Annotated in this window: 7 protein-coding genes; 2 read left to right on the top strand and 5 right to left on the bottom strand. The window is 69.2% G+C overall.

The genetic code is table 11. The features are described 5' to 3' along the window. Positions 1 to 72 precede the first annotated feature (72 nt). Positions 73 to 654, top strand: coding sequence for a TetR/AcrR family transcriptional regulator (locus KV110_RS26330; RefSeq protein ID WP_218469939.1), 582 nt, complete (start codon positions 73 to 75; stop codon positions 652 to 654). Here KV110_RS26330 and KV110_RS26325 read toward each other — a convergent pair. The 4 genes from KV110_RS26325 to KV110_RS26305 all read right to left on the bottom strand — a co-directional run bounded on the left by KV110_RS26325 (position 651) and on the right by KV110_RS26305 (position 9,339). Beyond that, positions 651 to 4,835 (bottom strand): TIGR02680 family protein, encoded by a 4,185-nt coding sequence (locus KV110_RS26325; RefSeq protein ID WP_218469938.1) that lies wholly within the window; start codon positions 4,833 to 4,835, stop codon positions 651 to 653. The genes KV110_RS26330 and KV110_RS26325 overlap by 4 nt on opposite strands. A gap of 4 nt (positions 4,836 to 4,839) precedes the next feature. Further along, positions 4,840 to 6,264 (bottom strand): TIGR02678 family protein, encoded by a 1,425-nt coding sequence (locus KV110_RS26320; protein WP_218478909.1) that lies wholly within the window; start codon positions 6,262 to 6,264, stop codon positions 4,840 to 4,842. Then, a complete protein-coding gene (locus KV110_RS26315) occupies positions 6,264 to 7,931 on the bottom strand; it encodes a TIGR02677 family protein (protein WP_393540186.1) in 1,668 nt (555 codons plus the stop codon). Before KV110_RS26315 ends, KV110_RS26320 begins: the two co-directional genes overlap by 1 nt. Positions 7,932 to 8,106: 175 nt before the next feature. Then, positions 8,107 to 9,339 carry an NsdA family TPR-like regulatory protein gene (locus KV110_RS26305; RefSeq protein WP_246633985.1) on the bottom strand — a complete coding sequence of 411 codons (1,233 nt, stop codon included), beginning with the start codon at positions 9,337 to 9,339 and terminating at the stop codon, positions 8,107 to 8,109. A gap of 235 nt (positions 9,340 to 9,574) precedes the next feature. Here KV110_RS26305 and KV110_RS26300 point away from each other — a divergent pair, with 235 nt between their 5' ends. Continuing rightward, positions 9,575 to 9,880: a hypothetical protein gene (locus KV110_RS26300; RefSeq protein ID WP_218469937.1), complete on the top strand. Its 306-nt coding sequence runs from the start codon at positions 9,575 to 9,577 to the stop codon at positions 9,878 to 9,880. Here the strand turns inward: KV110_RS26300 and KV110_RS26295 are convergent. Then, a complete protein-coding gene (locus KV110_RS26295) occupies positions 9,782 to 12,400 on the bottom strand; it encodes an AMP-binding protein (protein WP_246633984.1) in 2,619 nt (872 codons plus the stop codon). The two genes, KV110_RS26300 and KV110_RS26295, sit on opposite strands and share 99 nt — an antisense overlap. Positions 12,401 to 12,419 lie beyond the last annotated feature (19 nt).

Raw genomic sequence — 12,419 nt, 5'->3', positions numbered from 1 at the left:
CTACTCAAGCGTGTCGATCTGGATGGACGGCAATACCCGCTGTACAACGGGCAGGATGGAGTCGTGCCAACGGTGAACACCCGAAGCGATGCCCAGCGCAGTAGAACGGTGCTGGTCGACGCGATCGGCAACCTGCTGGACGAGGGCAGGGTCGGGTTCTCGATCCCCGAATTGGCCGGCGCGGCCGGTGTCGGTGTCGCCACCGCGTACCGGCACTTCCCGACACCGCAGGACGCGATGCAGGCGTTCCATCGCCGCGCGATCGAACAACTGCTGGAGGCGCTCGGCGCGATCGACCCGACCACCGACCCGGTCGAGCGGTTCCACCGGTTCTGCCGCACCTGGGTCGAGCAGGCGCGGCAGTGGGGTCCCGCGGTCCGCTACATCCGCAGCCACAAGGGCTTCATCGAACGGCTCGCCGCGGGCGACACCTCGATCACCGCGCTGCACGACATCCTCGCCGAAGTACTGGATGCGCTTGTCCGGCAAGGCAAGACGGCACTGAGCGATCGCACCTTCGCGGTGCTGATGTGGATCACCATCTTCGATGAACGGGTCGTCTACGACCTCACCGTGCACCAGCACTGGTCGGCCGACCGCGTCACCGCCCAGCTCACCCGCGCCGCCGCGGGCGCCCTCGCCATCCGCGTCTAACCGATCGGCGTCAGCTCGATCCCGCCTTCGATGGTCGTCGGGACGCGGCGGCGGTTGGGCGAGCCGAGGGCAGCGGTCAGGTCGGTGCCGTCGTGTTCGGCGAGCAGGTCGCCGCTATCCCAGACCAGAAGCGTTGCGCTGACGGTGTTCTCGGCGGCGGCGTGCGCCAGGTCGTAGTGTGCGCAGCCGGGCACGTGCGGGTAGGTGATCCACAGATCGTAGCCGGTCATGAACAGGTCGAGATCGAATTGCACACTGAGCCCGAGCAATTCGCTGCGGCCGTTGTCGTCGACACCGGCGAACGCCTCGTCTAGGGCGAGCAGGCGCGGCGCCTGCGGGTCGGCCGAATCGAGCATCACGTGCGCGGCCGCGAACAGCGGCAGGTGCAGCGACACCGACTGCTCGCCTCCGGACAGCGCGCTGTGCCTGGCCACGGTGAGCTTGTCCTCGCTTCCGTCGGCTGAGATCAGGGTGAACGAGAACACCCGCCAGGTGCGGTAATCCAGGGTAGCCGCGAGAATTTCGGGGTAGGAGCGTTCCGGGTGCGCGGCCCGGGCCGCCCGGATCTCGGACGCGAAATGCGCACGGATGGTCGCGAGTTCGTCCGCGCCCAGCGCCGACGCGTCCCGGTCGAGCAGCTTGCACATGGCCCGAGCCGGGTCGGAGAGCGTGTCGGCCAGCACCCAGTGCACGCCGATGGTGTTGCCGGAGGACATCCGCCGCTGCTTCATCTCCGCACCCATCCGGGCGATGAGATCGCGTGCGTCGCTGGTGCGTTCGTAGATCTGCTGGGCGAGCCCGGTCAGCAGTGCGTCCTCCAGGATGCGCCGCTCCGCGTCGGTGAGCAGCAGCTCCTGATCCTTGCGGGCGCTGTCGATGCGGGCGGCGAAATCGGCGAGCGCCGACATGCCGTCATCGTCCTGGACCTGCACGACGGTCAGCCCGTCGGCGGCGTCCCACTGCAACCGGTAGTCGCGCCCCGACCCGGCGAGGGCGGCATCGAACTCCTGCAGCGCCGCGGTCACCGCGCTGCGGGTGGACTTGCGGGTCGCCTCACTGGCCCGCACCGAAGCCGTTGCGGTGCTGAGGCTTTCGAACAGTTCGGCGACCTCCTCGGGCAGTACCCGCGGTTCGGCGTCCGGTCCGGCCTTGGCGATCCGGTACAACAGCTGTTCGGGGGTCGACCAGGCGGCCTCGCTGCTGGGCCAGCGGCCCTCGGTCGAGGCGCCGAGTAGCCGGAGCAGGTCCGGCCGGGCGTACGGGGCAAGGGCTTTCACGTCGGCAAGCACCTCGGTGAGTGCGGTGCCCAGGGATTCGTGTGCGGTGCGGTAGGCGGCTTCGGCGTCGCCGATGGCCTCGATCGCCTCGTTGGCGGCCTTGCGTGCGGCCTTCTGTTCGGCCTTGGTCGCCTCGATCTTCGCGCGCGCTCGGTCGAGTTCCTGATCGATGTCAGCGGCGCCCGCACCCAGTGCCTCGCGCAGGGTTTCGAGTTTGCGCAGCTGCTCCTGATAGCCGGACTCGGCCGCCTCGGCTTCCTCGGCGAACGCTTCGGCCAGGTCCTTGGCCTCGTCGTAGCGGTCGCTGCCCTCGCGTTCGCGTTCGCGCTCCCGGTCGTGTTCGGTGCGCAATCGCAGCAGGCCGGTGCCGGTGTTCTCGAAATGCCGGATGGCCGCGGCCAACGCGTCGAGTTCACGGGGATCGCGCGGGGTCCGATGTTTCGTTGCGGCCGCGCGCAGCTTCTTCTCGACCGACGTTACCTCGGCGACCGCCTGATCGAGATCGCGCTCGGCCTGCGCGGCGGCCTCGGTGCGCGAACGCATCATGCCCGCCGTCTCCGAGACCGCGCGCAATGCGGCGCTGACCGCTGTCGCGCGCGGCAAGGCCTTGGCGGCGGCCGAGATTCGGGCGAGCTCGGCGGTGGCGGCCGCCTCCTCGTTCTGTGCCACCCGATGGGTTTCGGTCGCCGCTTCGAGCGCGGCGGCCAGTTCGGTCAGCCGGAGTTCACGGCGGCGCGCACGGGCGGTGGCGCCGATGAACTCGGCGTCGTCCTTGTGGTGCCTGCCCACCTGGACGCCCTGCCGGAAGCCGCCCGCGGTGCTGACCGCGATTCCGGCCGCCGGATCACCCTTGCCCTCGTGCAGGGCAATGGAGGCCAGTACGTCGGCGACCGTCTGTCGCGGCACCGTGAGCTCATCCGAATCCTCCTCGACAACAAGGACATCGGCGAGCGTGCGGCCCTTCGGCCGTTCCTTCGCGGGCAGCGGGACGAGGAATTGGTCCGAGTCGTATGTCGACGGCGGTTCCGCGCAGACCCAGCCGTCGAGCAGATCGGCGGCGTGCAGCGCGGCCTCGATACCGGCGGCCGCCTCCGGTGTCACGTCGTCGGCGAAGCGGACCAGGCGCCACAGCGGGGCGCCGGGCCGGTCGTCCGACTGCCGCGTGCGTGCGGCGAAAGGCGGTGGCGCGTCGTCGCTCTGGGCGGCCACCCGGTCACGTTCGGCGGTCAGCTCGGCGATCTGTTCGGCCGCCGTCGCCGCTCGCCCACGGGCTTCCTGGCGACGGTTGCGAATTTCGTCCAGCAGCGGCTCGGTGCGCTCGGCCAGCACCTCCGCAACGGTCGCTTCCTCCGAACCTGCTTGGGCGAGCGCGGTATCCAGCGCTTCGAACAGTCCGTCTCGAATGGAGGAGTAGACCTCGCGGTGCTCGTCCCACCAACTGCGCAGTGCGCCCGCGGCTTCGGTGCGGGCCAGCACCACCGCCGCTTCGGCGTGCGCGACCTCGGCGGCGGCCGCCTCACTCAACTCGCGGGCGCGTTCGGCGAGCCGTTCGGCCCTGGTGCGTTCGGCCGCCGCGGTCTCCATGACGCCAAGGGCCTGCCGCACCGCGCGCACGTCGGCGTCGCGTTCCTCGGCATGCCCGCGCACCGTCGCGGTGAGCTGTTCGGCGCGGGCGGTCTCGGACAGCGCCGTCCAGTTGATTCCGGCTTCCTCGGCGGCGGACCGCAATTCGTCCTCGCCGCGGGCCAGTGCCGCGGCGGCCGTCCGCACCCCGGTACGCGCCCGCTCCGCCTCCTGCGCCCGCTGATCGAGCGTCTGCCTGGCCTTCATGGCCTTGTCGCGGTGCACGCCCGCGGAGGTCTCCAGGCGACGGACCGCGTCGGCCAGATCGTCTAGCTGCTGTTTGCCTTCGTAGGCGCTGGAGCGTTGCAGGTTCTCCCGGTCGCCGAGCGCCTGCTCGTAGGCGCGGTCGGCGTCCTCGGCGCGCGCCTCGGCGGTGGCGCGTTCGGCTTCCCGGCGCTCGCGCAGTGCGGTCGCGGCGAACAGCGCGGTGCTCGCGTGGGTGACCGCGTCCAGCCTGGTGCGCAGCTGGTCGACATCGGTTTTAGCCTGCACCGCAAGATATTTGCGATAGACGTCGACGAAGGTTCGGGTGGCGCTGTCGGCGTGCACCAAGCCCTCGAGCGTGCGCCCAACCTCCTCCATATCGCTGAAGGACCGGGCCGCGTCGAGGATCAGCTGCTCGTCGAGGGGACGCAGGCCGTCGGTGAGTGCTTGCGAAAGACCGCGCGGGTCCAGGTTTTTCGCCAACTGCGGGCGGCGCAGCGTGAGAATCAGGTTGATCAGCTGGTCGTAGCGCTGGGTGCCGAGCCCGAACATCCTGGCGTCGATGGCGTTCCGGTATTCGACCGGGCGATCCACGATGGCATCGGTGCCGATCTGCTCGGCCAGCTGCTTGCGGGTGAACGGCCGGTCGTCCGCCCCGATGAGCGAGAAGTCGACGCCCACCCGGCCGTCGGCCACGAAGTACCAGCGGGTCACCTTGTCCGAGGACCGGGTGGCCCGCATGCCGATGCCGACGGTCACCGCCTCGGGGTCGTCCCACTGGCCGCGCGCGAACTCCATCCAGACATAGGAGTAGGCCGATTCCTGCTTGCGGTACAACAGGTTCGACTTCATCGTGCGTTCCTCACCGGCGAACGGGTTGAGCCGGCGCGGCTCGATCCGCCCGTCCAGCACGAACGGGAACAGCACCTCGAGTGCCTTGGTCTTGCCGGACCCGTTGGGGCCGCGCAGCACCAATCTGCCGTCCGCGAAGCAGAATTCCTGGTCGCGGTAGTCCCACAGGTTGACGATTCCGGCGCGGGTCGGAATGAACCGCACTCCGCCGTGGATGAGCGACATCGCCTCAGTTTCCTTCCGTGCCAGTGCTGTCGGACCCATAGGTGTCGGCTGCGGTGACGAACAGTTCCTCGGTGCGCTTGGCGCGGACCGTAACGACGGCGCCGCGATAGCGAGCGAGGGCGGGCAGCACCAGCAGCCCGTCGTCGACCGCCTGCACCAGGCGCAGCCGCTCCAGCAGCGCCACCACCTCGGTGGTCAGGCCGGGCACATCGGCCTGCCACTGGGCGGCGAAGGTGGCGCCGTACCGATCGGTGAGCGCCTGCACGGTCTCGCGCACCCAGGCGGAGTCGACGAGCGGATACGTCGCCTCGACCGGCTCCGCCTCGTCGGTGTCGCCGTCGGAAGCCGAATCTGACTGTGCCGGAAAGTCATCGAGTGCCCGGAGCTCGGCAAGCGGTGCGAACACCGTCGATTCCGGGATCGCGCCGTCCAATTGCGCCGCCAGCGCCGCGCCCGCCTCCGGCGCCCCCGGCCTGCGCGGCACCGGGTTGTCGATATCGAGCACCCGGTCGGCGATCTCACCGGCCAGCAGCAGCCCTACCTGTGCCAGCGTGCCGGTGCTCGGGAAACGGATGTCCGACAACCGCCCGGACGTGTCGATCAGCGCGACCCCCTCCGCCCGGCGTTCGGCCCGCAGCCCGGTGAACAGCTCGACATCGGCGACGATCCGATCCTGTCCGAGCACCGGCCGTTCTTCCGGCGTCAGGTCCGCGAGGTACACCACGGGCCGCTCCACCAGTGCTCGGCGCACCCGCCTGGCCAGGTCGGCGGCGGTCGGCGCGTGCGCGGGACCGGTTGCGGCCGAGGCTTCTTCGGTGAGCAGCCCGCGCACGCTGTGCAGGTGTTGCAGCGCGCGTGGTGGCCGGAACAACGCGAACACCACGGGCCGGTCGATGTCGTAGAGCGCCTCGCCCGCCTCGGGATCGCTGGCCCAGCCGCCCGCGTCGCCGTCGGCCAGGGTGAGCGCGCCGCGGTGGGTCAGCCAGCCGACCGCGTCGACGAAGGCGTCCCGGTCGGCCGCGCGATCGGTGGACAGTTCCAGTCCGTCCACCCGGCCCGCGTAGGCCGCGACCTGATCGGCCAACTCCGACAACGTGATCTGGTCGCCCGCCCGGCCGAGCGCGGCGATGCAGAGCGCGAGGTAGGCGTAGCGTCGACGATCGAAGAGTCGGTCGGCGGGCGTGCGGGCAGGCTTGCCCGCATCCAACCGGTCGATGATCGGGAACACCCGCGCGGTGGTTTCGGTGACCTCGAGCCGGTAACCGAACAGCTCGACCAGGTCCTCCCGTAATTCGGTGGCCCATCGGCGGATCAGCGGCAGCGCGATCCGATCCGGATAGGTCCTGGTGACCAGGTGGTTGGCGAGGACGACCCGGGCGGCGCGCTGATAGTTGTCCAGCGCGAGAGAGTCGATCTTGCGGCCGTGCATCATGGGCGGCCGCCATTGCCACGCGGCCGGGTCTTGGTCGTCTGGCGTACCTCGAGCCTGCGGTTGTTCAGGTGCAGCAGCCCGTGCGCGGTCTGCACCACCGTCGAACCGTCGTGCTCCGAGACGGTCAGGGTGACCCCGCTGTCGGATCCGGTGGTCCCGGCGACCCGGCCGCTCACCGGCACCCACGCCGTGGAGGCCGCGTCCAGCAGCCGCAACAGCACCTCGGTCTCCCGTTCGTCGAGCACCCGGTCGTGCACATCGGCGGCGGCCAGGGACTTTGCCGCCTCGGCGCGCGCCCGCTGCGCAGCCAACTGCGCCTCACGCAACCGCCGAATCCCCGCGTCGTTGCGATGGATTCGGGCGGGCGCCCCGGCCGACGGCGGCCGCCCGGTCTCGGCCAGCGTGCGGGAGATCTCCAATGGCGGCGCCTCCCACCAGGAACGCTGCGCCGGAATGAGATCCGCGTCGGGATGCTCCATCGCCAGGTGCCGCGGCCGGCCGAGGCCGAACACCGCGTCGAAGAGGGCATGCGCGCTGTCCGCGGTCGGCGCGGCGGTGAACCAGCCCGCCAGGTGGCGCAGCGCCGACTCCCTGCTCACCCCGCCGCGCCGGGTCTCGGTGACCCGGCGCAGCAGCGAAAGCACGGCGGCGATGGCGCTCATGGTGGCCTCGCGCAGCCGTTCCGCCTCGGTCGTCCCCGCGGTCTCGCCGCTGCCGGACGCGACGAACCAGGTCCGCAACCCGTCCCAGCGCGCCTGCCAATCCGCCTGCCGCTCCGCGAAACTGAGCAGCACCCGCTCATCGCACCCGGCGGCGCGTTCGATCAGTTCGTCGACGCCGGTCTCCTCGATCTCGGCGATCGCACCGGCCAGCCGTGGGGTGAACCTGGCCAGGTCGAGGCTGAACTCCCGCATGTGCGCGAGCAGCGCGTCCTTGTGCGCCAGAAAGGATTCCGGGGTGATCTCGGTGGTCCGCACCAGGTCGCCGAGCGAGAGGTAGAAGTGGGCGGCGCGGGCGGCCATGTCCGTCAATGCGGCGTCGAGGCGGCGCAGCGTGCGGTAGACCCGTTCGGCATCGCCGTCGCGGTTGGCCGCGGCGAGGGTGTGCAGGTCGGCCAGCAACTCCGGCAGCACCAGCCGCGACAGCGATGCCTCGTCGAGCCGGGCGTTGAGCACGCCCGCGACCGCGCGGTAAGCCTGGAACCCGGCTTGGGAGAACTGGTAGACGAAGTGCCGGTTGCGATATTCGGCCAGGGTGGCGGCGCGCGTTCCGTCGTAGCTGCGCTCGAGCACGCCCCATTGATGCAGTTGATCGAGCAGCGGGCCGATCTCGGCGGCGGTGAGCCGGGGTGCGTTCGGACGGCCGCCGTGTTCGGTGGACCAGGCCGCGGCGCTCGCGGGACCGTCGTCGGCGGGCGGTTTGTCCGCTGACATGTTGTCCTCTATATGTTGCTGGCTCTCGACGTCAGCCGCCGGTGCCTGCGGTGGCTCTGCCAGGTCCAGCAGGTCAGGCGTGCGCGGGCGATGGCCGTTGCGTTCGATCCACTCCGCCACATCGTCGGCGTGCAGCAGCACTACATACGCCGCCCGCGCGCTGTCGAAGGCGCGCAGCACCCACAGATAGTCGGCGCGGCGCTCGGCGGTGGCGAAGGAGAACAGCCGCAGCCGATCGTCCCAGCGGACGGAGGCGGCACTCGCGGAGCCGTCGACGGAGTCGGTCACCGGGAACAGGGTAGTAGCGGGCCGGTCGCCGACAACGCGAACGTGCCCTGTTCGGCGTGGCTGTGTCCTGTTTGCCGGGTGTTCGCCGTCGAATCGGCCTGCGCCGGTACGGTACCGGTCACTCGTTCGACAACGAACGCAGCTGGTCAAAGTACACGCGGGTGCGCGGATCGCCGGGGTAGCGGGCGATGATTTCGCGCGCGGCCTCGCCCGCGATCCACATCAGCGAGGGCAGTGAACGGCGTTTACCCGCGAACGCGCGCAGTCCTTCATCGACGGCGAGTTCCAGATCGCGATTGCGGACGGCGACCACCGCGAGGGTCAGATGCGCCTCGGACACCCGCATCGGATTGCGGACCGTGCCGTCGGCGCGGGTGGCGTTGCGGATGACCTCGTTGGCGTAGTTCTCGGCGCGCCGATCCTCGCCCGCGACCCGGCAGCAGTCCATCGCGTAGAAGTCGAACTTCTGTGGGTCGACTACGAAATGGTTATCCAGATTGATCGGATGGTCGATTCGCTCCAAAATTGCTCGGCCCTGGTCGAGCGCCGCCTCGACCTGGTGGCGGTCGCCGAGCCGGGCCCACGCCTTAGCTCGTTGCGCGGCGAGTTGCACGCCGACGCCCAGGTTCTGGCTTACCCCCAGCACTTGGTCGACCGCGTCGATCGCGCCGCGATAGTTGCCCTGGGTCAACGCGAACCAAGCGGCCATTTCCACACTCCAGCCGGTGATTTCGGCGTTCTCCGCCTCCACCCCCAGCGAATACGCGGCGCGCCGGGTCGCTTCGGCGGCGGTCCGCCGGCCGAGGTCGTAATCCACGCAACCGACCAGTAGCGCAACCCATCCCGCGAGGACGAGGATGTCGCGATGCTGCGCCAGTGTCAGTCGGCCGTCCAGTAGCGAGGTAATTCGCCGCAACCACCCGGTGCCCTCGGCGTGCAGTTCGTGCGGATCGGCATAGGAGTACTCGCAGCACAGGCGTTCCGCGGTGATACGGATGGCGTCGAGGGTGGCGGGGGAAACGTCCGACATGCGGAGTCTGCCAATGAACTCCAGCGTGTCCATGCCGGTTGCCGAGAGGACTTCGTCGTCTCGATTCGGCCTGGCTTTGGGGAAGAACGCGGCCGTGACAGTGTCGAAGGCGGCGGCGATGATCGGTGCGTAGAAATCATCCGGCCGCGACTCGCCCGATTCCCAGCGGCGCCAGTTACGCAGCAGTGTACTGTCTGTCGGCAGGTTGTGGGATGACTTGGCGCGCATCACGCGGACGGCGTCGGCTTGTGACCACCCCCGCGCGTCGCGCTCGGAGCGCATCCGGACAGCCCAGACGGGTCGATCGTCTCCAGCGGCCACGTCAGTAGTATCGCACCAGTTAACGCCCGGTGGCCGAGATAGGGCATATAGGTGTCACTGGGTTGACATCTGCATTCGCAGTTTGGCGTTGTGCATGCTGGACATGGGAGCGGAAAGTTTGCCGGACCCATCTTGCTCGAGCCAGATGCAATTGCATCTGTCCTTGCAGGGCGCAGTACCCCACAATGGGGTGATCCACATAAGAACAGCGGTACCCAATCCAACGGAGGTTCGGGTGGAAGCGTTGATCTATGGATACGTGCGTGACGATTTGGCCGACGGCCACAGCGAAGAGCTCGAGGATGCGATGACCAGCCTCGCCCGCGAGGAAGGGCTCTGCTTCGCCGCAACGTTCCATGAATCGACTTCCGGTGATGGCACGGCCTTTGCCGAGCTGACCCAGGAGCTCAAGCGAGCCGACGCGCACCACGTAGTGGTTCCGTCACTCGATCACCTTGCCGGCCAGACGATCCCGCGAGACATCCTGCTCGCGAAGCTGGCGCAGGAAGCGGCGGCCCAAGTCTGGACCATCGACAGCTGATCGAATCGACGGCACGCGCAACCGCCGTCGCGCCCCCGCCACCATCCTCGTCGCGGCCACACCGGCCATCAGCGAGGCGAGCAACGCCGCAACATGGTGTTGCCCGAACGGTGGATATACCTGCCAATGCAGCAGATACGCGAACAACGAGCTGTCGGCGAGCACCGCGGCCGCGACAGCCACCAGGGCGGGCACCCGGATCGCGGGCAGCCAGATCAGCAGGAGTAGCCCGGCCATGACCAGCCGCTCCCGATCGGGAACCCCGAAATAGCCCGGCACACAAGCCAGCAGGACGGCGCTCACCAGCAGCCGCTGCCACCTCGACGTCGCCTTCGCGGCGGCCCAGCCCATGGCGAAGAACCACACGGCCAGCGGCGAGAACCGCACATCCTGCGCCGAATAGAGTCCGAACGGCTGGTACCGCAGCACCAGGGTGATCGCGAGCAGGCCCATCGCGAACCAGAACGGTTCGCGCCGCTCCAGCGCGTCCACCAGTGGAATCCGCAGTAGTAGCGCGGCCGCGATCGTGAAATAGACGAGCACCTCGATGAACCAGAGGTGCCCCGCGGTGGCGCTGTCGTGCGGGCCCAGAATCTTGTTGAGCAGCAGCACGTTCTGCCACCCGTAGTAGTCGGTGAACAGCAACGTGATGGCTACCCAGGTGGCAGTCGGTACGGCGATCAGCGCGACCGTGCGCAGCGCGTGCCGCAACCGTTCGGCGCGCGGCGCGGCGGTCACCGCGAAGCGGGCGAAGTTGAATCCGGCGACCGCGAGCAGCACGTGCGCGGCACCCCACAGGACGAAAAGACCGATGTGCGAACCCGCGATCAGCACGATGGCCGCGGCGCGCAGCAGCGTGCCCGTGTCCAGGGTGCGGCCGAATCGCCTGCCGCCGTGCGGTATCCGTTCGAGCTCGGCGATCGTCATAGTCGGCCAGTCGGCGGGCAGCCGGCCCAGCGCGTGTTCCACTCGGGCCGCGGTCGTCACATAGGTCAGCGAATTGCCGCCGAGATCGACGAAGGTGCTGTCCGGGCGGATCGCCGCCGGGTCGATGCCGAGGGCAAAGGCGTAGAGCGCGCGGATGTCTCGGTTCTGCGGCGCGGGCGCGGCCAACGTGCGGACGGCAGGGTAGTCCGGCTTGCCGTTGGCCAGCCGCGGCAGGTCCTCGACCGGGCACACCCGCACCGCCGCGGCGGGCAGCCCGGCCAGGCGGGCGGCGGTCTCGGTCGGATCGGTGTCGGGGTGCTGCACCGCGACGACAAGGTGTTCGTCGTCGTCGGTGCAGCAGGCGGTGAAACCCGCTGCTGCCAAGCCGGACTCGAGCCGTTGCAGATCGATGCGCAAGCCGAAGATCTTCGCGAACCGGCTGCGGCGTCCGATCACCTGGTACAGGCCGTCCGAAGTGCGGCGCGCGAGATCGCCGGTGCGCAACGCGGTGACGGTGCGGCCCAGCGCCAGATCGGACGAGGACGTCGCGTAACCCATCATGACGTTGGGTCCGTGGTAGACCAGTTCGCCCGCCTCGGCGTCGAGTTGCTCGTGTCCGCAGGGGTTGACGCTGTGCCAGTCGGCGTCGTCGACCGGTTCCAGGCTGAACTCCCCGCCAGGGATCGGCACACCGATGCAATCGGGGTGCTCAGTCGCCAGATCCGGCGGCAGATAAGCCATCCGGGCGGTGGCCTCGGTCTGGCCGTACATGACGAAGAAGTCCCAGCCCGACCGTGCGCCGAGCCGCGCGTATTCGACGACTCGCTCGGCGGCGAGCCTGCCGCCCGCCTGGGTGACGTAGCGCAGGTGCGGCAATTCCATGCGGGAGAAGCCGATCCGGTCCAGCAGGTCGATGGTGTACGGGACGGCCGCGAAAGACGTTGCCCGGTAGGCGCGGAACTCGTCCCAGAAGGTGTCGTCCAGGACCGACCGTTCGGTGAGCAACAGGCTCGCGCCGCGCACCAGGTAGCTGTGCACCACCGAGAGCCCGTAGCAGTAGAACATCGGCAGCGTCGTGGCCGCGCGGTCGCCGGGGGTGATGGTCAGGTATTCGGCGATGGCGGCGGCGTTGGCCAGCAGGTTCGCCGACGAAAGCCGGACGAGTTTCGGTGACCCGGTGGAACCCGAAGTGCTCAGCAGCAGCGCGAGATCCGGATGCAGGGTATGCGACGACGTCTCGCGCCGCACGTGGGTGGCGCCGTCCTCGATGACGACATCCGGATCGTAGGTCGTCAGTAATTCGGTGGTGACTTCCGCGGTGAGCAGGACAACGCAGCCCGCGCTGAGTGCGCCGAGATACGCCACGAGCGAAGCGAGGTCGTTCCTGGCCGGGAGCGCGACGAGCCGCCGGTTCGGTCCGAGCGCGGCCGCGAACTCCTCGACGAGCGTCGCCAGTTGCCCGTAGGTGACCTGCCGCAAATCTTCCGCCACCGGCACCGCCGCCGTGCTGTTCGCGGTGGCAGATCGGGGGCAGAGGACGGCGATCCGGTCGTCAAAACCGCGCAGATGCGCGACGATCGGGAGAAAGGTCACCCTAAAAAGAATAGGCGGC

Origin of the sequence: Nocardia iowensis (assembly GCF_019222765.1) — a bacterium.
Taxonomy (GTDB): Bacteria; Actinomycetota; Actinomycetes; order Mycobacteriales; family Mycobacteriaceae; genus Nocardia; species Nocardia iowensis.
Note: the sequence above shows the minus strand (reverse complement) of the source record. Positions and strands in the feature narration are given on the sequence as shown.